The organism is Streptomyces sp. TM32, from assembly GCF_004122755.1.
Lineage (GTDB): Bacteria > Actinomycetota > Actinomycetes > Streptomycetales > Streptomycetaceae > Streptomyces > Streptomyces sioyaensis.
On the sequence record NZ_SDIG01000111.1, the window covers coordinates 1 to 22,034 of the forward strand.

A 22,034-nucleotide genomic window follows, 5' to 3' on the forward strand; every position below is an offset into this window, starting at 1 on the left:
GCGGACCGGGGCGGTGTCGGGGAAGAGGGCGCCGGTGGTCTCCTCGACGGCCAGTTCGCGGGCGGCGAGGACCGGAAGGAGGTCGGGGGCCGCGGGGGTCGACGCGGCGGAGGCGGTGGCCGTCGCGGTGGCGGTGGCCGTGGCCTCGGCGAGCCGGTCGCGGATGCGGTCGGCGTAGGCGACGAGGAAGGTCTGCCGGAAGTCCCGGGTGCGGCGGGAGCGGCCGCGGGCGGACGGCGTACCGCCGCCACCCTGCTCCCTGCGTGCGCGGGGGAGGCCGTCGGCCGCGCGCTGCATCGCGGTGGTGGCCTGGAGCAGCAGCGAGGTGTAGAGCATCTCGGCCGCCTCCAGGTCGGACGCGAACCCGACGAGGGTGGAGAAGCCGACGTCGGCGGCCCAGACGGCCCGGCAGCGGTTGGCGGCCGCGACCGCGTCGAGCAGCAGCGCCTTGGCCTGTTCGTACGGGCCCTCGATGCCGATCCGGACCGCTGACGGGCCGGTGGTCCGCCCGCCGCGGGGACCGTCCGCGCGGTCGAGGAGCGCCTCGTCGATGCTGTGCCGGGCCATCAGCTCCTGGGCCTTGGCGGACAGCGCCTCCGCCTCCTCGGCGTAGTCGGTCGCCTCGGCCTTGGCGAGCAGTCCGCGGATCCGGCCGAGGGCACGGTCCGCGGCGGCGCCGGCCGGGCCGCTCGTCCCCGCGGTCCGCGGCGGGGCCGGCAGCGGGGTGAGCCGGGGCAGCCGGGCGAGCGTGCGCACCGCCGCCAGCACGTCGTACGCGGTCTCGAAGCGGGAGGTGCGGCGGCGGGCGGCCAGCGCGTCGAGATAGCCGCCGTCGGACGGCCACCAGACCTCGGCGCCGAGGTCGCGCAGCTGACCGGCCCAGCGGGGGTCCCGCGGGGGACGCGCGGCGGGCGGCCGGGCCGCCTCGGCCGCGACGGCATCGACGACCAGGGCCGCCTGAGTGGTACCGGGGGTCTCGCGCCGTACGATCCGCTCCAGGTCGGCGGGGTACCAGCCGCCCGCCCAGCACTGCCGCACCCCGGCCACGGCGGCGGCGACCACGGCCGCGCTCACCGCCTCCCAGCCGGCCTCGGCCGCGGCCAGCATCGAGGCGCCGGCCTCGATGGCGTCCTCGGCCGGCTCGCCGTCCGGCGCGTAACGGACGCTGCCGAGCACCTGCCCGACCAGTTCACCGGCCGCCGGCGACGACGGCCCGCCCCGCCCTGTGCTTCCGCGCTCGCTCACCCGCTCAACTGTACGGAGGACGGCGCCGCGCCCGGCTTTCCGGTGCCGGTCGGCCGGGCACCCGTACCAGCAAGGCCGACGCCCGGCGCGCCCCGTCCTCCAAGGGCGCGGCCGGGCGTCGGCCTGTTCACGGATGAGCGGCGGCCGCGGCGCACGTCCGGCGCCGCGGCCGCCGTCATCCCTCGCGGTCACCCCTCGGCGTCACTGCCGTGGGGCGCCGGGGTCAGTGGACCGCGCTGCCGGCCACCCACTGCGACCAGGCCATGTTCCAGCCGTTGAGGCCGTTGTCCGGCTTGACGGTCTGGTCGGAGGCATTGACCACCTTGACGACGTCGCCGGTCTGCGAGTGGTCGAAGAACCAGGCTCCGTCCGTCTTGGCGTCCTTGGCGCCCTTGACGTCCTGGAGGCCGATGCAGCCGTGGCTGGTGTTGGCGTGGCCGAAGACGCCCTTGCCCCAGTAGTTGCCGTGGATAAAGGTGCCGGACGAGGTCAGGCGCTGGGCGTGCGGCACATCGTGGATGTCGTACTCGCCCTTGCCGCCCTTCTTCTTGAAGCCGACGGTCGAACCGTCCATCCGGGTCTGCTTGAACCGCTCCGAGATGACCATCTGGCCGTTGTAGGTCGGGTGCTCGTCACTACCGGCCGAGATCGGCAGGGTCTTGATCGTGCGGCCGTCGCGCACCACCGTCATCTCGTGCTTCTTGGAGTCGACGGTGCTGATCTGCGAGTGGCCGACCCGGAAGCCGACGGTCTTGTTCTGGATGCCCGTCACGCCAGGCGAGGCCTCGACGCCGTCCAGGCTCAGGGTCATGGTGACCCTGGAGTTCGCCTTCCAGTACTCCTGGGGGCGGAAGTCCAGCCGCTTGTCGTTGAACCAGTGGCCGACGACCGGCTGGTTGCTGTCGTCGGAGACGTTGATCGCGGACTGGACGGCGGTCTTGTTCGTGACCGGCTTGTCGAAGTTGACCGACACCGGCATGCCGACACCGACGGTCGAGCCGTCCTCGGGCGTGAAGTTCCCGATGAAGCTGTTCGCCGGGGAGACGGTGGTGAAGGTGGAGTTCTCCACCGCCGTGCGGCCCTGGGCGTCCACGGCGTGCGCGGTGACCTTGTACTTCGTCGACCGGTTCAGCGGCTGGTTCGGCTTCCAGGAGCTGCCGTCGGCCGAGAGTGTGCCGTCGACGGTCTTCTTGGCGTCGACCGAGGTCATCGCGACATCGGTGAGCTTGCCGTTGCTGACCGTGACCAGGGCGTCGCTGTTGATGCCCGCGTCGGTGGCCCCGTCCGCCGGGAGGATCTTGATCCTGGCGTCGGAGGCGTCCTTCGCGGCCGCCGCGTCCACCTGCTGGACGTTCTCGTGACGGGTGCTGTCACCACCGTCACCCAGCCCTCGGTCGGCCGCGCTGCTGCCGCCACACGCCGCAAGCGCGAGTACGCCCCCCAGCAGCGCGGCGCTGGCCATGAGGCGTTTGCGACGCTTGCTGTCCGTTATCACACGCATCTCCATTGCTACCGGTTTCGCACGTATCCCCGAGCGAGCTGCCAACTGAACGCAGGCATATCTGGACGCAGGCATTCCGGCCGACTCCATGGAAACGCCTTTTCCGTTTCGCCGGTTCCATGCCTTGACAAAGTGTGGTGTAGGACACGTATTGGTCTGATGCCGGTCAGAAGGTGATCGCGGTGAGAAATCGGGCGCTCTGGGGTCACCAGCGCGTTCGCGCGGGGGAGAAATCGGGCCCGCCGCGGTCGGGAACCGGTCTCTCTGTGGCCGGAACCCGGGCTCCCGACGTAGCCGGCCCCCGTACGGCGGGTGCCGTACGGGGGCCGTGGTCGGTGATCGGGGGAGCGCGCCGGCGGGAGGGGACGCGGCGCGCGGGACGGGTGCCGGTCAGCCCTCCCCGTCGACGTCGTCGGCCAGATCCCACTCCGCCGCGTCCCACTCGGCGTCCGGGTCGTAGTCGGTCAGCTCCTCGCTGCTCCAGGAGGCCTGCGCGAGTTCGGTCCCCGGCACCGCGGTGACCAGGTCGAACGGGTCGATCAGATGGGCCAGCGCGTCCGCCGGGTCCTCCTTGACCGCCGCCAGGGACTGTCTGCGCTCCTCGTCGGGGAGCGCGGGGTCCTTGTCGATGTGGTCGACGGCGGCGCCGGTCAGCCGGCCGGTGTCGGTGATCTCCATGATCAGTTCGACATGAAGCCGCACAAAACGTGATGTCTCGCCATTGCTCATAGCACGGAGGTTAGGCATGGACGGCTCCCGACTTCCCTGCGACCCGCGGCTGTCATTAACATCTGAGGTCAACGGCCAATTCGCCGACCCACAAGGGGGATCGCATCCGTGACGGCACGACGACCACTACTGACCGCCGCGGCCGCGGGATCGGTGCTGTTCGCCCTGTGGTTCGTTCCGTCCGCCCATGCCACCGCGGAGCTTGACGGGGTGACAGATTCCCGTCCGCGGGCGGCCTCCGTACCGGCCGGGCCCGAGGTGGCCGACCGGGCCGGGGACCAGGCGCGGGACGGCGACGCCCGGTCCGCGACGACCACCGCGCACGACGGCGCCCGCTCCATCGGCACGGACCGTCAGCAGGCCGGCACCGCACCGCACTTCCTCGCCGACACCGGCAGCCCGGACACCACGCCGTACGTGATCGGGGGCACCGCCTGCCTCGCGCTCGGCGCCGGCCTGGTCAGCTACTCCGTCCGCCGCACCCGCGACGGGATCAGCTGAGGCCGGCGCCCCATCCGGCCTCGTTACGCCAGCGCGCCGGTGACCGACTCCACCGCCGCCACCAGCTTCCCGTCCCGCACGAACGCATACGCGCCCGCCAGGTCGGGGGCCAGGAAGCGGTCGTCGCCCGGTCCTTCGATGCCCGCGCCGCGCACCGCGTCCAGCACGGCACGGGTGGCCGGGGCCGGCACCAGGCCCTCGCGCATCTCGATGGCACGGGTCGCCGCGTAGAGCTCGACGGCGATGATCCGGGTCAGGTTGTCGACCGCGGTGCGCAGCTTGCGCGCCGCCGACCAGCCCATCGAGACGTGGTCCTCCTGCATGGCGGAGGACGGGATGGAGTCCACCGAGGCCGGTGCGGCCAGCCGCTTCAACTCGCTGACCAGGGCGGCCTGGGTGTACTGGGCGATCATCAGGCCGGAGTCGACGCCCGGGTCGCCGGCCAGGAAGGCGGGCAGCCCGTGCGAGCGGTTCTTGTCCAGGAGGCGGTCGGTACGGCGCTCGGCGATGGAGCCGAGGTCGGCGGCGGCGATGGCCAGGAAGTCCAAGACGTAGGCGACCGGGGCGCCGTGGAAGTTGCCGTTGGACTCGACCCGGCCGTCCGGGAGGACGACGGGGTTGTCGACGGCGGCGGCCAGCTCGCGGTCGGCGACCAGCCGGGCGTGGTCGAGGGTGTCCCGGCCGGCGCCGGCGACCTGCGGGGCGCAGCGGATGGAGTAGGCGTCCTGGACGCGCGGGGCGTCGTCCTGGAGGTGGCCGGTGAAGCCCGAACCCGCCAGCACCTTGGACATGTTGGCGGCGGCGGCCGCCTGCCCGGGGTGCGGGCGGATGGCGTGCAGCTCGGGCGCGAGGACCTTGTCCGTGCCGAGCAGCGCCTCCAGGGACAGGGCCGCGGTGATGTCCGCGGAGGTGAACAGCCGGGCGAGATCGGCGCAGGCCATCACGAGCATGCCGAGCATGCCGTCGGTGCCGTTGAGCAGCGCCAGGCCCTCCTTCTCGCGCAGCTCGACGGGCTCGATGCCGTGCGCGGCCAGCAGCTCACCGGCCGGGCGGACCACGCCGTCGGGGCCCTCCGCGTCGCCCTCGCCCATCAGCGTCAGCGCGCAGTGCGAGAGCGGTGCGAGGTCACCCGAGCAGCCGAGCGAGCCGTATTCGTGGACGACGGGGGTGATGCCGGCGTTGAGTATCGCGGCCATCGTCTCGACGACCAGGGGGCGGACGCCGGTGTGCCCGGAGGCGAGCGTCTTCAGCCGCAGGAACATCAGGGCCCGGACCACCTCGCGCTCGACCCGCGGGCCCATGCCGGCCGCGTGCGAGCGCACGATGTTGCGCTGGAGCTGGACCCGCAGCTCGGGGCTGATGTGCCGGACGGCCAGCGCCCCGAAGCCGGTGGAGACGCCGTAGACGGGGTCGGGCTTGGCGGCCAGCTCGTCGATGAAGGCGCGGGAGGCGGCGACGGCCGCGAGGGCCTCCTCGGACAGCTCGATCCGGGCGGCGCCGCGGGCCACCGCGATGACGTCCTGTGCGCGCGTGCCGGACGTCCCCAGCACCACAGTGTGCATATCCATATTCAGGCACCCTAGAGACTGAATCGCCAGATGTCACCACCGGATGTCGGGATCACCCCCGCCCCGGGGGCGCGGGCCGCCGAGCCGGGGCGCGGGGCGCGGCGCACCCTCATCTCCGGAAGCGCCGGCGCTCCGGCCCCGGCCGCCGGTCCGGGGCGTCCGCGAGCCGGACGACCGGATCGTCCTTGCCGCCGTGCCGCCCGGCGACCACCGGCTCGCCCGACCGCGCCGCCTTGGCCTTGTACTGCGCGGCGTCCGCGAGCCGGAAGAGCCGCCGGGGGCTGCGCACCTCACCGATCGGATCACCGGTCGAGGCGACCCCGACCGCGACCCCCTCACCCAGGTCCAGCTCCCCCGCCCGGTCGCACAGTTCACCGGCGACCTTGACCACCTCGTCGGCCGGCGGGCCCACCGCCAGCAGGCAGAACTCGTCGCCGCCGAGCCGGGCGGCCAGGGTGCCCGGCAGCATGGCGCCGCACAGCGACAGCACCGAGCCGAAGCGCTCCAGCAGCCGGTCGCCGACCGCGTGGCCGCGGGAGTCGTTCACCCGCTTCAGCCCGTTCAGATCGCACACCACCAGGCTGACCACCACGTCGTCGCTGCGGTGCAGCTCCAGCGCCTCGTCCAGCCGCATGTCGACGGCGCGACGGTTGGCGAGACCGGTCAACGAGTCCGTGAACGCCAGCCGGCGCACCTCCGCCAGCCGCTCCGTCTGGGCGATCCCGGCGGCCGTCACGGCGGCGAGCACACCGGCGAAGTCGGCATCCGCCCGGCCGAAGACCGGCTCCCCCGTACGCCGCGCGACATACAGCTCGCCCCACGCCCGGCCGTGCAGCACGATGGGCGCGACCACACAGCAGCCGCGGCCCCGGCGGTGCAGCGCGGCCACCCGCTGGGCGTTGCCCCGGCCGCCGTCCCGCTCCTCGCGCGCCGGGGCGCCGGCCGGCCCCTCGGCGGCCTCCACCCACGCGCTGGACTCGCCGCCGCCCGCCCACTGCTCGTGCACGAAGCCGGCGATCTCCGGGAACTCGTGGACCGGGTAGCTCTCGTCGTCCGGGAACTCCTCCTCGCCGTCGGCGAGTTCGCCGGTATTGACCAGCACCCGCAGCTTCCCCAGCTCACGCTCCCATTTCGAGATCGCCGCGAAGGAGCCGCCCAGGGCCTGGCACACGCCCTGGGCCGCGGCGTGCGCCGATTCGCGCGGCGTGTGCGCGGCCGCCATCGCCTGCGCCAGCTCCACCACGGCCCGCAGCCTCGCATCGCCCTCGCCCGTCACCGGATCCTCGCATTCCGTCACCGTGAGCACGCTCTGTATTCCAGCGTAGGAATGTTTAACCCCTTCCGCCCCTTCCGGTACGCGTTCGACACCCGGGCGCTCCGCGCGTCGGCCCTGGTCGGGGCGGGACGGGTGACCCTCCGGTGAGGCCTTGCGGGCAGGTCTTACGGTGCGTCACCGGGGGCGGTGCGCCGCCGGAGCACCGCCGCCCGTCCGTCCCGCCGGCCGCCCGCCGTCACCGGTTGCCGGCCCGGCCCCGGTTCACTCGCCGGGCCACTGCGGTTCGCGCTTCTCGTTGAAGGCCGCCACGCCCTCCGTCCGGTCCCCGGAGAAGGCCACACTGCGCCAGGCACCGTCCTCCAGATCCAGGCCGGTCCGCAGATCCAGTCCGTGCCCCAACCGCAGGGCGCGCTTGGCGGCGCGCAGTCCGAGCGGCGAGTTCCGGGCGATCCGGGCCGCCAGCTCCAGCGCCTCGGCGCGGTCGCGCCCGTCCTCGACCAGCTGGTCGACCAGGCCCAGCTCCGCGGCCTCCGGCGCCGGCACCCGCCGCGCGGTGAACACCAGCTCGGCCGCCCGCGCCGCGCCCACCCGGCGCGGCAGCAGCTGGGTGCCCCCGCCGCCCGGGATGACGCCCACCGACACCTCCGGCAGGCCGACCGTCGCCGTACCGTCGGCCACGATCAGGTCGCAGGCCAGCGCCAGCTCGTAGCCGCCGCCGAGCGCGAAGCCGTGCACCGCGGCGATGGTGGGCACCGGCAGTTCCAGCACGCCCGTGTACGCGGCGCGGGTGCGCGGGCGCTGCCGCATCAGCTCCGCGTCGGTGAGGGAGTTGCGCTCCTTGAGGTCCGCGCCGACACAGAACGCCCGCTCGTGGGTGGAGGTGAGGACCACCGCCCGCACGGAGCGGTCCGCCGCCAGCTCGTCGCAGGCCTGCGCCAGGCTGTCGGCCATGGCCGTCGACACGGCGTTCATGGCCTTCGGGCGGTCCATGATCAGTTCCGCCACGTGGTCATGGCGCTCGATGGCGACCCAGCCGTCCGCGCCGAACCGTTGCTGTGGCATGCAGCCCTCCCTGTGAACGGACGTTGACCTGACGCAGGGATCATGTCAGGTACCCGCCGCGGGGCGCAGGAGGGGGCAGGGCCGGTGGGGAAGCCGTGAGCGTCCGCAGCGCCCCGGCCGGTGGCGGGTCAGCCGCGGCGGCTCAGCAGCCAGGGCTCGACCACGCCCAGGCCGCGCACCGGCCGCTGCCACATCGGCTGGAGCGCGAAGCGGTACGAGGGGGCCGGGCCGCCGGTGCCCTCCTCGGCGGCCTTCTCCGCGGCCGCGGCCTCGGCCTCGGAGACCGGCGCCTCGCCGATCCGCCCCAGCTCCTCGGCGAACGCCTCGTCCACCAGCACGGTGTCCTTCGGCGCTATCGAGGTCAGGCGGCTGGCGAGGTTCACGGTCGTACCGAAGACATCGCCCATCCGGGTCGTGACCGTGCCGAAGGCGATGCCGACCCGCAGCTCCGGCATCGTCTCGTCGTGGGTCATCGTCTCGATCAGCCGCAGTCCGATCTCGGCGGCGACGCCGGCGTCGTCGGCGGAGAAGAGGACCTCGTCACCGAGGGTCTTGATGAGCCGGCCGCCGTGCGCGGCCACCAGGTCGGAGCAGGTGGTCTCGAACGCCTCCACCAGCTCGCCGAGTTCCTCCTCCTCCAGGCGGCGGGTCAGGCGGGTGAAGCCCACCAGGTCGGCGAAGCCCACCGCGAGCCGGCGGTCGACCATCTCGGCGTCGTCCTGGGCCCGTACGACCCGGCCGGTGGCGGCGGCGAGCTGGCGCCGCCAGACGTAGACGAGGAACTCCTCCAGCTCGGGGAGGAGCAGCTCGACCAGCGGATAGGTGATCTCCGTACGGGTCAGGCCGGAGTCCTGGGGCTCGGTGAGGCCCTCCAGGAAGGAGTCGATCTGCCAGTCGGCCAGACGGGCGGTGGTCTGGCCCGTGGACCGGGCGACCTGGATGGCCATGGCCTCGCTCAGCAGGCCCGCCTCCACGAGACCGGCGAGGCGGCGCAGGGCCAGCACGTCGGCCTCGGTGAGGGCCTTGACCTGGCCGATGTCGGCGAAGCCCATGGCGCGCCAGAAGCGGGCCGCGAGATCCATGGAGACACCGGCGCCGCGGGCCGCCTGAAACGGGGTGTAGCGGCGGTCGGCGCCGAGGATGAGCTGTTCGAGGCGGACGGCGATGTTGTGCTCGTCGTCCTCGCCCGCGGCCGCCGGGGCGTCGTCGGGGGCGGTGCCCGCCGGGTCGGTCCCGGTCGGTGCCGAGGCCTCGGCGGGGACGCCGCCCGTACCGCGGCCCGAGGCCCGTGCGGAACCCTCGGCGGGGACGTCGCGCACGGCGTCGTCCTCGGTGTCCACGTCGCGCGGGGTGGCGCCCGAGTCGTCGGCGGTCACCGGCCGCTCCCTGTCCGATCCCTGCGCACTGCCCTTCCGATCACTGCTCGCCGGTGGTCCGCTCCCTGGCGGACCGCCTCAACGATACGGCAGGTGTGCTCTGGCTCACTCTCACACGTCGGCTCCGACCACGGTAGGGGAAGGGTGCGTGGGCGGCGGGCGGTCCGCCGGAGCCGGCCGTCCTCACCCCTCGTGGCCTGCACCGTCGCCCGGGCCGGCCGGGGGCGCGGGACGCAGATGGACGATGTCCCCGGCCCCGACCGGCTGCTGCATGCCGTCCGCCGTGGCCAGCACCAGGCGGCCGTCGCCGTCGATGGCCACCGCCTCGCCGGTGAGGTCGCCGCCGCCGGGGAGTTCGGCGCGTACGGAACGGCCCAGGGTGGCGCAGCCGGCGGCGTAGGCCTCCTGGAGGCGGCTGGCGGCGGGGTCGCCGTCGGCGGTCCGCCATTCGCCGTACCAGTGCTCCAGCGCGCGCAGGACGGCACGCAGCAGCGGGTCGCGGTCGGTGGTGCGGGCGCCGGCCAGGGCCAGCGAGCCGGCCGTGGGCACGGGGAGTTCCGCGGCGGTGAGGGAGACATTGAGGCCGATGCCGACGACGACGCCGTCGCCGGCCCGCTCCGCGAGGATGCCGCCCGCCTTGCGTTCCGCGGCGGCCCCGGATCCGCCCGCGGCATCGGCGGAAGTCACCAGGAGGTCGTTGGGCCACTTGAGTGCCGTGTCGATGTCGGCCGCGCGGGAGACGGCGGTGGCGGTGGCGACGCCGGCGAGCAGCGGCAGCCAGCCCCAGCGCTCCACGGGGACGCGCGGGGTGAGGTAGACGGAGAAGAAGAGGCCGGAGCGCGGGGGCGCCGACCAGGTGCGGTCGAGGCGGCCGCGGCCGGCGGACTGCTCCTCGGCCACCAGAACGGCGCCCTCGGCCGCCTCACCCCGGGCCGCCCGCTCCGCCAGGTCGGAATTGGTGGAACCCGTGGCGGCGACGACGTCCAGGGAGGTCCACAGCGAGCCGGGGCGCACCAGGGCCCGGCGCAGCGCCGTGGCGTTCAGCGGGGGGCGGCCCAGATCACTCCAGCGACCGGCATCTTTGTCATGGTTTTCCGGAGGTTGAGGCGTCATGGGACCAGCCTAGGTGTGGTCAACGACGCAGTGCCGCTGAGCAGTCCCGCGGATACGCTACGAGTCGGTAGCCACACCCGTACCACCCTCCGTACGAGCACCAGTCCAGGACGAGCAGGAGCCGCATCCCGATGTCCGAACCGGAAGCACACATCCACACCACCGCGGGCAAACTGGCGGATCTACAGCGGCGGGTCGAAGAGGCCACGCATGCCGGTTCCGCCCGTGCCGTGGAAAAGCAGCACGCCAAGGGCAAGTTGACGGCGCGTGAGCGCATCGATCTCCTGCTGGACGAGGGCTCGTTCGTCGAGCTGGACGAGTTCGCGCGGCACCGGTCGACCAACTTCGGGCTGGAGCAGAACCGCCCCTACGGCGACGGGGTGGTCTCCGGCTACGGCACGGTCGACGGCCGTCCGGTGGCGGTCTTCTCCCAGGACTTCACCGTCTTCGGCGGGGCGCTGGGTGAGGTCTTCGGCGAGAAGATCGTCAAGGTGATGGACTTCGCGCTCAAGACCGGCTGCCCGGTCATCGGCATCAACGACTCCGGCGGCGCGCGCATCCAGGAGGGCGTGGTCTCGCTGGGCATGTACGGCGAGATCTTCCGCCGCAACACCCATGCCTCGGGTGTGATCCCGCAGATCAGCCTGATCGTCGGCCCGTGCGCCGGCGGCGCGGTCTACTCCCCCGCCATCACCGACTTCACGGTCATGGTCGACCAGACCTCCCACATGTTCATCACCGGACCGGACGTGATCAAGACCGTCACCGGCGAGGACGTGGGCTTCGAGGAGCTGGGCGGCGCCCGTACCCACAACACCACCTCGGGCGTGGCGCACCACATGGCGGGCGACGAGAAGGACGCCATCGACTACGTCAAGGGCCTGCTGTCGTACCTCCCGTCCAACAACCTCTCCGAGCCGCCCACCTTCCCGGAGGAGGTGGACCTGGAGACCTCGGACACCGACCGTGAGCTGGACGTCCTGATCCCGGACTCGGCCAACCAGCCGTACGACATGGTCTCCGCGATCGAGCACGTCCTGGACGACGGCGAATTCCTGGAGACCCAGGCACTGTTCGCGCCGAACATCGTCACCGGCTTCGGGCGGGTGGAGGGCCACGCGGTCGGCGTGGTCGCCAACCAGCCGATGCAGTTCGCCGGCATCCTGGACATCAAGGCGTCGGAGAAGGCCGCGCGGTTCGTGCGGACCTGCGACGCCTTCAACGTCCCGGTGATCACCTTCGTGGACGTGCCCGGCTTCCTGCCCGGCACGGACCAGGAGTACGACGGCATCATCCGGCGCGGCGCCAAGCTGATCTTCGCCTACGCGGAGGCCACGGTCCCGCTGATCACGGTCATCACGCGCAAGGCGTTCGGCGGCGCCTATGACGTCATGGGCTCCAAGCACCTGGGCGCGGACCTCAATCTGGCCTGGCCGACCGCGCAGATCGCCGTCATGGGCGCGCAGGGCGCGGCCAACATCCTGCACCGCCGCACGCTGGCCGCGATCGAGGACCCGGCCGCCCAGGACGAGCGCCGCCAGGAGCTGATCCAGGAGTACGAGGACACCCTGCTCAACCCGTACGTCGCGGCCGAGCGCGGCTACGTCGACGCGGTGATCATGCCGTCCGAGACACGCCGGCACATCGTCCGCGGGCTGCGCACGCTGCGCAACAAGCGCGAGGCGCTGCCCCCGAAGAAGCACGGCAACATCCCCCTCTGACCGGCAGCACCCGGCCAAGGACCAGCAAAGGCAAAGGAGGAGGTCGTCGATGATCAAGGTCGTACGGGGCAATCCCACCCCCGAGGAGCTGGCCGCCGCAGTGGCGGTGGTGCAGGCCCGCGCGGCGGCGGCCACGACCGTCGCGCCCGGCGGCAAGGACCGCGGCACCGAGTGGTCGGACCCCGCGTCCACGGTTCCGGCGCGGGCGCGGATGCCGCACCCGGGCCCGCGGGCCTGGCGGACGAGTTACTGGCCGCACTGAGCCGCTGGCGGCGTGCGGTGCGGTGACCGGCCGGGCGGGCCGGTCATGTCGGTGCATAGTGCACTGACTAGTCCTTTGCGTGTGTGGCGCCTGAGTACGCGTACTCAGGCGCCACACGCACAGCGGGCACAGGATCGATACATGCTGTGGTCCGATCCGCCCGATGAGCCTCCTGAGGAGCTGCGCGAAGTGCAGGCCAAGCTCCGCAGGCTGGGCATCGTGCTGGCCGTCGCCGCGGTGCTGGTGATGCTCCTGCTCGCGGTCTAGCCACGCCCGTCACCCGGCAGCCGCGGCGGAAGTTCCCGTCAAGCGGGAGGTAACGGTCACAGCCCACTCCCGCAACCATCGCCCCGGAAATCGCTTCTTTCCCTCCCGAGGGCGTAAATCGGTCGCCCGGTGCCGGGCCAGGCAGCCGAACGGGAGGGAAGCGCGATGAACAGGCCGTTGAGGCATACAGCCGTCTTCTGCGGGGTGCTGATGCTGGCACTGCTGGGCCGCGCCACCTGGGTCCAGTTCGTGCAGGCCGACAAGCTGGCCAACGACCCCAACAACCGCCGGGTCAAGATCGAGGCGTTCTCCTACCCGCGCGGCAACATCATCGTCGGCGGCCAGCCGGTCACCGGCTCCGTGGCGACCTCCGGCGACTTCAAGTACAAGCGCACGTACAAGGACGGCCCGATGTACGCGCCGGTCACCGGCTTCGCTTCGCAGGCGATGGGCACCTCGTTCCTGGAAGGCGTCTACAACAAGGTGCTCAGCGGCAAGGACGACCGGCTCGCCCTCAAGCAGGCCAAGTCCGTGCTGACCGGCGAGAAGCCGCGCGGCGGCGATGTGCTCACCACCATCGACCCCAAGGCGCAGAAGGCCGCGTACAAGGGGTTGACCGACCTCAACGCCAAGGGCGCGGTGGTCGCGCTCGACCCGCGCAACGGCAAGGTCCTCGCGCTGGCCTCCACCCCCTCCTACGACCCCTCGCAGTTCGCCGGGATCTCCACCGCCGAGGGCAAGAAGTTCAAGGCGCTGGACGACGACAAGGCCAAGCCGATGAGCAACCGGGCGCTGCGCGAGACCTACGCCCCCGGCTCCACCTTCAAGATCCTCACCGCGGCGGCGGCCCTGGAGAACGGCGTGATCAGCGACATCAACGCCCCGACCGGCGCCCCCGCCCCCTACCAGCTGCCGCTCAGCTCCACCAAGATCGGCAACGATGTGCAGGGGGCGCCCTGCGACAAGGCCTCGCTGAAGACCGGCATGCAGTATTCGTGCAACAACGTCTTCCTCGACACCGCGCTGAAGGTCGGCAAGGACAAGATGCGCGAGACCGCCGAGAAGTTCGGATTCAACTCCGACGTCTACGACAAGGACTTCGGCGACATGCTGGCCACCAAGAGCCTCTACCCCAGCAAGCTCGACAAGCCGCAGACCGCGCTGACCGGCATGGGCCAGGGCAGCCTCACCAGCACCCCGATGCAGATGGCGATGGTGACCGCCGCCCTCGCCAACGACGGCAAGCTGATGATGCCGCACCTCGTCGACGAGGTGCGCGGCCCCGACCTGGCGACGCTGCAGAAGTTCGACCCGAAGCAGATGTCCCAGGCCGTCTCCTCCGACACCGCGAAGAAGGTGCAGGAGATGATGGAGTACACGGTCTCGGACGGCACCGCCTCCAAGGCCAAGATCGACGGCGTGACCGTCGGCGGCAAGACCGGCACCGCCCAGCACGGCGCGGACGTCAACGACGAGCGCCCGTACGCCTGGTTCGTCTCCTACGCCAAGCAGAGCGACGGCTCCTCCCCGGTCGCGGTCGCCGTCTTCGTCGACCCCAAGGACATGGACATCCAGCGGTCGGAGATCGCCGGCGGCAAGCTGGGCGGGCCGATCGCGAAGTCGGTGATGGAAGCGGTGCTGAAGAAGTAGCGGGCCCGCGCCGGCCCCCGGCCTCCCGGCGCTCCGTACGATGGCGCACATGACCGAAGAGCCCCGCCCCCGCCGTCTCGTCCTCGCCTCCCAGTCCCCCGCCCGGCTGGCCCTGCTGCTCCAGGCCGGGCTGGCGCCCGAGGTCGTCGTCAGCGGTGTCGACGAGGACGCGCTGAGCGCCGCCACCCCCGGTGAGCTGGCCCGCATACTCGCCGAGGCGAAGGCCGCCGCCGTCGCCGCCCGCCCGGAGGTCCACGGCGCGCTGGTCGTCGGCTGCGACTCGGTCCTGGAGCTGGACGGGCGGGCGCTGGGCAAGCCCGCGGACGCCGAGGACGCCACCGCCCGATGGAAGTCCATGCGCGGCCGCTCCGGCATCCTGCAGACCGGCCACTGCGTCATCGACACCGCGACCGGCCGCCAGGCGTCCGCCACCGCCTCGACCACCGTCCGCTTCGGCGAACCGAGCGACGACGAGATCGCCGCCTACGTCGCGAGCGGCGAGCCGCTGCACGTCGCCGGCGCCTTCACCCTCGACGGCCGCTCCGCCCCCTTCATCGACGGCATCGACGGCGACCCGGGCAATGTCATCGGCCTGTCCCTGCCGCTGCTGCGCCGGCTGCTCGCGGACCTGGACGTGGCGATCACCGACCTGTGGACCTGACGCCGGCCCCTGCAACAAACGGCAGCGGCCCACGCCGCCCCGGTCGTACGCTGCCCGCATGGCGACCGTTGTCGAACTGATCAGCTACCCCGTCAAGGGCTGTGCCGGCATCCCGGCCGCCGAGGCGGAGCTCACCCCGGCCGGCCTCCGGCACGACCGCAGCTTCATGGTCGTCGCGACGGACGGCGTGTTCCGCAGCCAGCGCACGGACCCGCGGCTGGCGGTGATCCGCCCCGAGGTCAGCGGCGACGGGACCCAACTCACCCTGTCGGCGCCGGGAGTTGACCCCCTCCGGTTCGACATCGACCCCGGCACCGGCACGGCGGCCCGGGCGGAGGTCGAGATGTTCCGCACGCCCTACCGCGCGGTCGACCAGGGCGCCGAAGCGGCCGGCTGGCTCTCGGAGGTGCTGGGCGCGCCCAGCCGGCTGGTGCGCGTCCCCCCGGAGCACGACCGGGTGACCGACGGCCTCACCCCCGGCACGTCCGGCTTCGCCGACAGCAGCGCCGTGCACGTCCTCTCCCGCGCCTCCCTCGACGACCTCAACGCCCGCCTCACCGCGGCCGGCCGGGCACCGCTGCCGATCAGCCGCTTCCGGCCCAACCTCGTCGTCGACGGCTGGACGGAGCCGTGGACCGAGGACCGGGCGCGGCGCCTGACCGTCGGCGACTGCGAGCTGGGCTTCACCAAGCTCGCCATCCGCTGCGCCGTCACCCTCGTCGACCAGCACACCGGGGCCAAGGCGGGCCCGGAGCCGCTGCGCACGCTCGCCTCCTACCGGCGGGTGCCGGAGGGCGGGGTCGCGTTCGGCTCGAAGTTCTCCGTGCTGAAGACCGGAAAGGCGGCGGTCGGCGACGCATTCCACGTCACCGACTGGGGAACCGATTGACCCGGAACGACTCGATCGCCCCGATCGACGCCATCGCGAGGAGTGCGCAGCATGCCCAAGATTCTCATCATCGCCGGCGACGCCACCGAGGACCTGGAGTTCTTCTACCCGTACCAGCGGCTGCTGGAGGAGGGGTACGAGCCGCTGATCGCCGCCCCGACGCACAAGAAGCTGCAGTTCGTCGTCCATGACTTCGTCGAGGCCTTCGACACCTACGTCGAGCGCGAGGGCCACTCCTGGCCGTCCGACCTCGCCCTGTCCGACGTCGATCCGGCCGACTACGCGGCGCTGGTGCTCCCCGGTGGCCGGGCCCCCGAATACCTGCGCAACGACCCCGACTACCAGCGCCTCGTCCGCCACTTCTTCGACGCCGACAAGCCCGTCGCCCACATCTGCCACGCGGCGATCACCCTGGCCCCGCTCGGCCTCCTCAAGGGCCGCCGGACCGCCGCCTATCCGGCCTGCGCACCGGACGTGGAGATGGGCGGCGGGACCTTCGTCGACGGTTCGGCCGTGGTGGACGGCAAGGTCGTCTCCGCCCGCGCCTGGAACGACCATCCGGACTGGATGCGCGCGTTCATGGACGTCCTGCGGGAGCACGCCCCGGTGCAGAAGGGCGCCGGGGACCACTGAACACCCGGCCGCCTCCCCTGCCGGTGCCCCAACGACCGGACGTCAGGCGGACGTAGGCGCAGCCGGCGGTACGCCGTTCGGGGGGTTTTCCGCGTTTCCGCGCCCGTCCCCCGGACGGCCCTCGCCGTACGCCACCAGCGTCAGCACCAGCAGCCCCAGCACGACCATCAGCGCGAGGAAGGCGACCCAGCCGGCCAGCCCGACGGCGAGCGCACCCAGGACCCCGTGCACCACGGCACAGCTGATGAGGCAGATACGGGCGAAGCCGGCGGGCGCGCGGTCCCGCAGCGCGCCGCGGACCAGGACGGCCGCGCAGAGCACCAGATAGAGGCCGAAGACGGCGCCGCCGATCCACGACCCGGCGGACATCGCGCGCGGCTGCAGCCCGGCCAGGGACATCTGCTGCCGGTCCACGACGATGCTCAGGATCCAGTTGAGCAGCACGATCCCGCATGCCTCCAGGACCAGGACCGCCGCCGCGACCAAGGCCACCGGCCGTCGCGCCATCGTCACCCCGCCCACCCACTTCCGCCGTGTGCCGTGCCCGGTCGCCCAGGTGGGCGCCGGTTCCCGCGTGTTCCGCCGTTACCGCAAGTGCAGAAGACATCGGGCACGCTACTAATGGGTAATGCCTGGGGCAAGGGTTCTGCACGGGTGGATACGGACCATGGCGAGCGGCGCCCGGCGGCACGCCGGGAGGGACGGAGCCGACCGCAAAGTTTCCTTCGCCCATTCGTAGGGACTCCACAAAGAATTGACGATCCGCAGGACGCCCGAAGCGCGAGACCTAAGCCACACCAGGACTCGAGCCGGAGCCCAGGAATCCGGGCCTACCCTGGGACACCAGGGGACTTAGGCCCCTCACTGGCGCTCCGAGCACACTCCGTGTGGGCAAGCTCACCCCAGGGAACGGGTCGGCACGCGGTGTCGCCAGTCCCTAAAATCGCCGCATCCATAAGTTACGGCGAAGCGCCAAGGAAGGACCCATCGTGCGCAAGGTGCTCATCGCCAACCGTGGCGAAATCGCTGTTCGCGTTGCCCGTGCATGCCGGGACGCGGGGATCGGGAGCGTGGCCGTCTACGCCGACCCCGACCGGGACGCCCTGCACGTCCGCGCGGCAGACGAGGCGTACGCCTTGGGCGGTGACACTCCTGCCACCAGCTACCTGGACATCGCCAAGGTCTTGGCCGCCGCCGCCGATTCCGGCGCGGACGCCATCCACCCCGGCTACGGCTTCCTGTCGGAGAACGCCGAGTTCGCCCAGGCCGTCCTCGACGCCGGACTGACCTGGATCGGCCCGCCGCCCCACGCCATCCGCGACCTCGGCGACAAGGTCGCCGCCCGGCACATCGCCCAGCGCGCCGGTGCCCCCCTGGTCGCCGGCACCCCCGACCCGGTCTCCGGCGCCGAGGAGGTCGTGGCCTTCGCCAAGGAGCACGGCCTGCCCATCGCGATCAAGGCGGCCTTCGGCGGCGGCGGCCGCGGCCTGAAGGTCGCCCGCACCCTCGACGAGGTGCCCGAGCTCTACGACTCCGCGGTACGCGAGGCGGTCGCCGCCTTCGGCCGCGGCGAGTGCTTCGTCGAGCGGTACCTCGACCGCCCCCGGCATGTCGAGACCCAGTGCCTGGCGGACAAGCACGGCAACGTCGTCGTGGTCTCCACCCGCGACTGCTCGCTCCAGCGCCGCCACCAGAAGCTCGTCGAGGAGGCCCCGGCCCCCTTCCTGAGCGACGAGCAGAACGCCGAGCTCTACCGCGCCTCCAAGGCCATCCTCAAGGAAGCCGGCTACGAGGGCGCGGGCACCTGCGAATTCCTCGTCGGCCAGGACGGCACCATCTCCTTCCTGGAGGTCAACACCCGCCTCCAGGTCGAGCACCCGGTCACCGAGGAGGTCACCGGCCTCGACCTGGTCCGCGAGATGTTCCGCATCGCCGACGGCGAAGAGCTCGGCTACGACGACCCGCCGGTGCGCGGCCACTCCTTCGAGTTCCGCATCAACGGCGAGGACCCGGGCCGCAACTTCCTCCCGGCCCCCGGCACCGTCACCACGTTCGACGCGCCGGCCGGCCCCGGCGTCCGTCTGGACGCGGGCGTCGAGTCCGGCTCGGTCATCGGCCCCGCCTGGGACTCCCTCCTCGCCAAGCTGATCGTCACCGGCGCCACCCGCGCGCAGGCCCTGCAGCGCGCCTCCCGCGCGCTGGCGGAGTTCACCGTCGAGGGCATGGCCACCGCCATCCCCTTCCACCGCGCCGTCGTCACCGACCCGGCCTTCGCCCCCGAACTCACCGGCTCCGCCGACCCGTTCACGGTCCACACCCGCTGGATCGAGACCGAGTTCGTCAACGAGATCCCGCCGTTCACCGCGCCCGGCACCGACGAGGCCGAGGCGGACACACGGGAGACGGTCGTCGTCGAGGTCGGCGGCAAGCGCCTTGAGGTCTCGCTGCCGTCGTCGCTGGGCATGCCCCTGGCCCGCGCCGCGGTCGCCGGCGGCGCCAAGCCCAAGCGCAAGGCCGCCAAGAAGTCCGGCTCCGCCGCCTCCGGCGACTCGCTCGCCTCCCCGATGCAGGGCACCATCGTCAAGGTCGCCGTCGAGGAGGGGCAGCGGGTCACCGAGGGCGAGCTCGTCGTCGTCCTGGAAGCGATGAAGATGGAGCAGCCGCTCAACGCGCACCGCTCGGGCACCATCAAGGGCCTGACCGCCGAGGTCGGCGCCGCCCTCACCTCCGGCGCCGTCATCTGCGAGATCAAGGACTGACGCGCCACCGTCCGGCACACGCGAGGGGCTCCCGGCACATCCGCCGGGAGCCCCTCGCGCATCCCGGGAGCCCGCCGCCGGCCGGCTCCGCGACAGCCACGAATTCCCCGGACCAGGAATTCCCGGGCTAGGAATTCCCCACCACATCCTCCGGGAACGTCAGCGAACGGCTCATCCACTGCAGCGCCGTGGGAAGTTCCCGCCGCCAGGTGGCGAAGTTGTGACTGCCGTGGTCGAGCACGAGGGACTCCGCCTTCATCGGCGGCTTGACGGCCGCCAGAAACGCCCTGGCCGCCGGGTAGTTCTTCTCCCCGCTGCGGCTCGTGCCGACGAGGACGTCCACCTGGGGTGCGGGCAGATGCCGCAGCCGCCACATCAGATCGTGCTCCTGACGGCGGCGCGCCCGGTCCCGGCCGTCACCGAAGAGATTGCCGGTGGTGGGATCGTCGGCGACCTTGTAGTCGGGCGAGAGCGCGGCCGCCGAGGTGTACGTCCGGTCGTGCCGCATGGCGAGCTGGAGGGCGCAGCTGCCGCCCGAGGAGTACCCCAGCACGCCCCAGCCGCCGGGGTCGTGGCCGACGCGGTAGTGCGACCGCAGCGCGTCCGGCACATCGCGGGCGAAGAACGTCTCGGCCTGCGGGCCGCCGGGCACGTCGACGCACTGGGTGTCGCGCGGCGGGGCGATGGTGGGCCGCATCATCACGATCACCGTCGGCTGCATCCGCCCCGCCCGGATCAACTGGGCAGCGGTCTGCGGCAGCCGCAGGTGCTGGCCGAGCAGAAAGGTGCCGCCCGGATAGCCGCTGAGCGCGACGATGACGGGGAACCGCTGGCGGGCGTACTGGGGCTGGAAGTACTGCGGCGGCAAATACACGTACGCCGGGTCCACCGCCCGGGTCCGCTTGCCGACGATCCGTACGGACTCCACCCGGCCCGCGGTCGCCGGCGCCCCCTTCGGCAGCCCGTGCACCTTGTCCAGACCGTCCGCCCCCGACGTCTGCACCAGCCCCTTCGACGGGTCGCCGGCCGGCCCGGCCGCACCCCCGTCGCCCCATTTGCCGACGGCTCCCGGCGCATCGTCGTAGAGCCCGAGCAACTCGTGCCAGGAGGCGTAGAACTGGAAGTTGGCGTTCACGGCCAGCCCGAGCGCCGCCACGATGGCCAGCTGCGTCCCGGCGATCACCCCGAGCCGCCCCAGCAGCGCCCGCGGCCCGCGCCCCGCGAACCGCGGCCACAGCCAGAGGGTCAGTCCCACGCAGACCACGGCGGCCGCGGCCATGGCGTACAACAACGACCGGCTGGTCAGTCCCATGACGTTCCCCAGATGTCCGCGCCGCGACCCGCTCCCCCGGCGGCCTGCCACGGCGTAATCCCGGGCCTCCGGAACATCCCCGAAGACCTCATTCCGCCTGGTTTGATGGCCCGTACCGGGGCGGCGTTGCGGGCCCAACGAGGTGTTCGGACGCCCGACTCCCGCCATACGCCGGGACTTCACGCACCATCCCCCGGGCAGACACGGAACGGTTCGCCAAAACGCGGACGGGGGCACGTCACGGGGAGGCACACACCGCCCGCCGGCAACAGACCAACAGCGGGCAGGCGCCTCCTCAGCGACCGCCCGGCCCCGGGGCCGCCGCCCCCTCACACAAGGAGACAACCGGCACCGTGACCACGGAACTCCGCCACCTGACGGGCGCCCGCCAGGCCCTCACCGTCATCCTCCCCGTCCGGCTCGACGCCCCGCCGCCCTGGGAAGAGGGGCCGCTGCCGTTCGCACTCGGCAGCCGCCGTGCCGACACGGCCACCCGGCAGACCTACTTCACCCCCTCCGCGGCCCGGGTCCTCTACGGAACCCCGGAACGCCCCTGCCGCTGGCACCGCTTCGAGAACCGCACCCACGGCCCGCTGCACCTGCACGGCATCGAACTGCTCCGCACCGCCACCGCCCGCCACCCCGGAGCCGCCCTGGCGGTCCTGCACCTCATGGTCGAGGGACCCGCGCTCCTGGACACCCTGCGGGCCATCGGCCACCGCCACTCGGCGGACCCCGACCCCCTGGAGGGGCCGCTGGCGCCGGAAGCCCTCCTGGCGGGCGTCGCCGTCCCCGACACCTCCGAGGCGCCCTTCGCCATCGCCCGCCCCTACACCATCGCCTTTCTCACCCCACGGGCCACGCACACCCCGGCCCTGCGCCAGGGCGACCGGCTCCCCGCCACCGCCGACCAGTGGCTGTGGTCCCTGGCCTCCCGCTCCACGGCCGCCGACTTCCCGCTGGCACCGGAGCTCATGCCGTCCCAGATGGAGCACGCGGTGCGGATATCCGCCGACTGGAGCGCCCTCGTGCTCCGGCACGGGGCGGCCTTCCTCGGCCACCGTCCGGACCGCGGCGACGGCGACTTCTACGACTTCGGCGCCGTGCACCACCGCACCATCTACCTCGACGCCCTCCTCCTCGGCACCGTGCAGCGCGACCACATCGACGAACTCACCGAGGCCCTCTCCGGCGTGTTCGACGGCCCCAAACTCGGCGCCCGCGTCGCCGCGCTGGAAACGCAGATCGCCGGCTTCCGCAGCACGTACTGGCGCCAGCACCTGACCGCCCACGGCCCGGCCAACGAACTCCTCCTCGCCTACCAGGCCCAGTACCGCCTCCCCGACCGCTTCACGGAAATCCTCGCCGAGGCGGCCGACTACGCCAGGCTCGTCCAGACCCAGGACAACCAGCAGATCGCCGGCGCCCTGGGCGTCCTGACCATCCTCGGCCTCCCCCTGGGCACCGCCCTGAGCATCCTCCAAGTACTCGACGACCACTCCCCCACCC

Annotated in this window: 20 protein-coding genes; 10 read left to right on the plus strand and 10 right to left on the minus strand. The window is 72.5% G+C overall.

Features of this window, described 5'->3' with window-relative positions; all coding sequences use genetic code 11:
• The 3 genes from EST92_RS21985 to EST92_RS21995 all read right to left on the minus strand — a co-directional run.
• Positions 1-1,245, minus strand: a 1,245-nt coding sequence (locus EST92_RS21985) for a DUF2786 domain-containing protein (RefSeq protein ID WP_254068951.1), incomplete at its 3' end; no start/stop codon positions are given.
• A 223-nt stretch (positions 1,246-1,468) separates the two neighbouring features.
• Positions 1,469-2,752, minus strand: coding sequence for an Ig-like domain-containing protein (locus tag EST92_RS21990; RefSeq protein ID WP_129282566.1), 1,284 nt, complete (start codon positions 2,750-2,752; stop codon positions 1,469-1,471).
• 384 nt (positions 2,753-3,136) lie between these two features.
• Positions 3,137-3,475 (minus strand): hypothetical protein, encoded by a 339-nt coding sequence (locus EST92_RS21995; RefSeq protein WP_254068952.1) that lies wholly within the window; start codon positions 3,473-3,475, stop codon positions 3,137-3,139.
• A gap of 108 nt (positions 3,476-3,583) precedes the next feature.
• On the opposite strand from EST92_RS21995, the gene EST92_RS22000 reads away from it, so the two are divergent.
• Positions 3,584-3,976 (plus strand): hypothetical protein, encoded by a 393-nt coding sequence (locus EST92_RS22000; RefSeq protein WP_129282567.1) that lies wholly within the window; start codon positions 3,584-3,586, stop codon positions 3,974-3,976.
• Between the two features lie 23 nt (positions 3,977-3,999).
• Here the strand turns inward: EST92_RS22000 and hutH are convergent, their stop codons facing one another.
• The 5 genes from hutH to EST92_RS22025 form a co-directional block, all read right to left on the minus strand.
• On the minus strand, positions 4,000-5,544 hold the full coding sequence (gene hutH / locus EST92_RS22005) for a histidine ammonia-lyase (RefSeq protein ID WP_129282568.1): 1,545 nt from the start codon (positions 5,542-5,544) through the stop codon (positions 4,000-4,002).
• Positions 5,545-5,653: 109 nt separating this feature from the next.
• Complete coding sequence (locus EST92_RS22010; protein WP_129282583.1) at positions 5,654-6,766, minus strand: diguanylate cyclase; 1,113 nt, start codon at positions 6,764-6,766, stop codon at positions 5,654-5,656.
• Between the two features lie 315 nt (positions 6,767-7,081).
• Positions 7,082-7,882, minus strand: a complete 801-nt coding sequence (locus tag EST92_RS22015; protein ID WP_129282569.1) for an enoyl-CoA hydratase-related protein — start codon at positions 7,880-7,882, stop codon at positions 7,082-7,084.
• A 128-nt stretch (positions 7,883-8,010) separates the two neighbouring features.
• Positions 8,011-9,258 (minus strand): adenylate/guanylate cyclase domain-containing protein, encoded by a 1,248-nt coding sequence (locus EST92_RS22020; protein ID WP_129282570.1) that lies wholly within the window; start codon positions 9,256-9,258, stop codon positions 8,011-8,013.
• 183 nt (positions 9,259-9,441) lie between these two features.
• Positions 9,442-10,371, minus strand: coding sequence for a biotin--[acetyl-CoA-carboxylase] ligase (locus EST92_RS22025; RefSeq protein WP_129282571.1), 930 nt, complete (start codon positions 10,369-10,371; stop codon positions 9,442-9,444).
• A 131-nt stretch (positions 10,372-10,502) separates the two neighbouring features.
• Between EST92_RS22025 and EST92_RS22030 the strand changes: the two genes are divergently transcribed.
• The 7 genes from EST92_RS22030 (at position 10,503) to EST92_RS22055 (ending at position 16,454) form a co-directional block, all read left to right on the plus strand.
• Positions 10,503-12,092, plus strand: coding sequence for an acyl-CoA carboxylase subunit beta (locus EST92_RS22030; protein WP_129282572.1), 1,590 nt, complete (start codon positions 10,503-10,505; stop codon positions 12,090-12,092).
• Positions 12,093-12,141: 49 nt separating this feature from the next.
• Positions 12,142-12,354 carry an acyl-CoA carboxylase epsilon subunit gene (locus tag EST92_RS22035; protein WP_129282573.1) on the plus strand — a complete coding sequence of 71 codons (213 nt, stop codon included), beginning with the start codon at positions 12,142-12,144 and terminating at the stop codon, positions 12,352-12,354.
• Positions 12,355-12,495: 141 nt separating this feature from the next.
• A complete protein-coding gene (locus tag EST92_RS32615; RefSeq protein ID WP_275540895.1) occupies positions 12,496-12,621 on the plus strand; it encodes a hypothetical protein in 126 nt (41 codons plus the stop codon).
• A gap of 165 nt (positions 12,622-12,786) precedes the next feature.
• Positions 12,787-14,271, plus strand: coding sequence for a penicillin-binding protein 2 (locus tag EST92_RS22040; protein WP_129282574.1), 1,485 nt, complete (start codon positions 12,787-12,789; stop codon positions 14,269-14,271).
• Between the two features lie 49 nt (positions 14,272-14,320).
• Positions 14,321-14,932, plus strand: a complete 612-nt coding sequence (locus EST92_RS22045; RefSeq protein WP_129282575.1) for a nucleoside triphosphate pyrophosphatase — start codon at positions 14,321-14,323, stop codon at positions 14,930-14,932.
• Positions 14,933-14,990: 58 nt separating this feature from the next.
• A complete protein-coding gene (locus EST92_RS22050; RefSeq protein ID WP_129282576.1) occupies positions 14,991-15,821 on the plus strand; it encodes an MOSC N-terminal beta barrel domain-containing protein in 831 nt (276 codons plus the stop codon).
• A gap of 51 nt (positions 15,822-15,872) precedes the next feature.
• The gene (locus tag EST92_RS22055) at positions 15,873-16,454 is read left to right on the plus strand and encodes a DJ-1/PfpI family protein (RefSeq protein WP_129282577.1); all 582 of its coding nucleotides are present in this window, start codon (positions 15,873-15,875) and stop codon (positions 16,452-16,454) included.
• Positions 16,455-16,496: 42 nt separating this feature from the next.
• Here EST92_RS22055 and EST92_RS22060 read toward each other — a convergent pair whose 3' ends face one another.
• Positions 16,497-16,961, minus strand: a complete 465-nt coding sequence (locus EST92_RS22060) for a hypothetical protein (protein WP_174244095.1) — start codon at positions 16,959-16,961, stop codon at positions 16,497-16,499.
• A gap of 482 nt (positions 16,962-17,443) precedes the next feature.
• Here EST92_RS22060 and EST92_RS22065 point away from each other — a divergent pair, with 482 nt between their 5' ends.
• Positions 17,444-19,213 carry a biotin carboxylase N-terminal domain-containing protein gene (locus EST92_RS22065; RefSeq protein WP_129282579.1) on the plus strand — a complete coding sequence of 590 codons (1,770 nt, stop codon included), beginning with the start codon at positions 17,444-17,446 and terminating at the stop codon, positions 19,211-19,213.
• 127 nt (positions 19,214-19,340) lie between these two features.
• On the opposite strand, the gene EST92_RS22070 is transcribed toward EST92_RS22065, so the two are convergent.
• Positions 19,341-20,525 (minus strand): alpha/beta hydrolase-fold protein, encoded by a 1,185-nt coding sequence (locus EST92_RS22070; protein ID WP_129282580.1) that lies wholly within the window; start codon positions 20,523-20,525, stop codon positions 19,341-19,343.
• Positions 20,526-20,878: 353 nt separating this feature from the next.
• Between EST92_RS22070 and EST92_RS22075 the strand changes: the two genes are divergently transcribed.
• On the plus strand, positions 20,879-22,034 hold a 1,156-nt coding region (locus EST92_RS22075; protein WP_129282581.1), incomplete at its 3' end, for a hypothetical protein.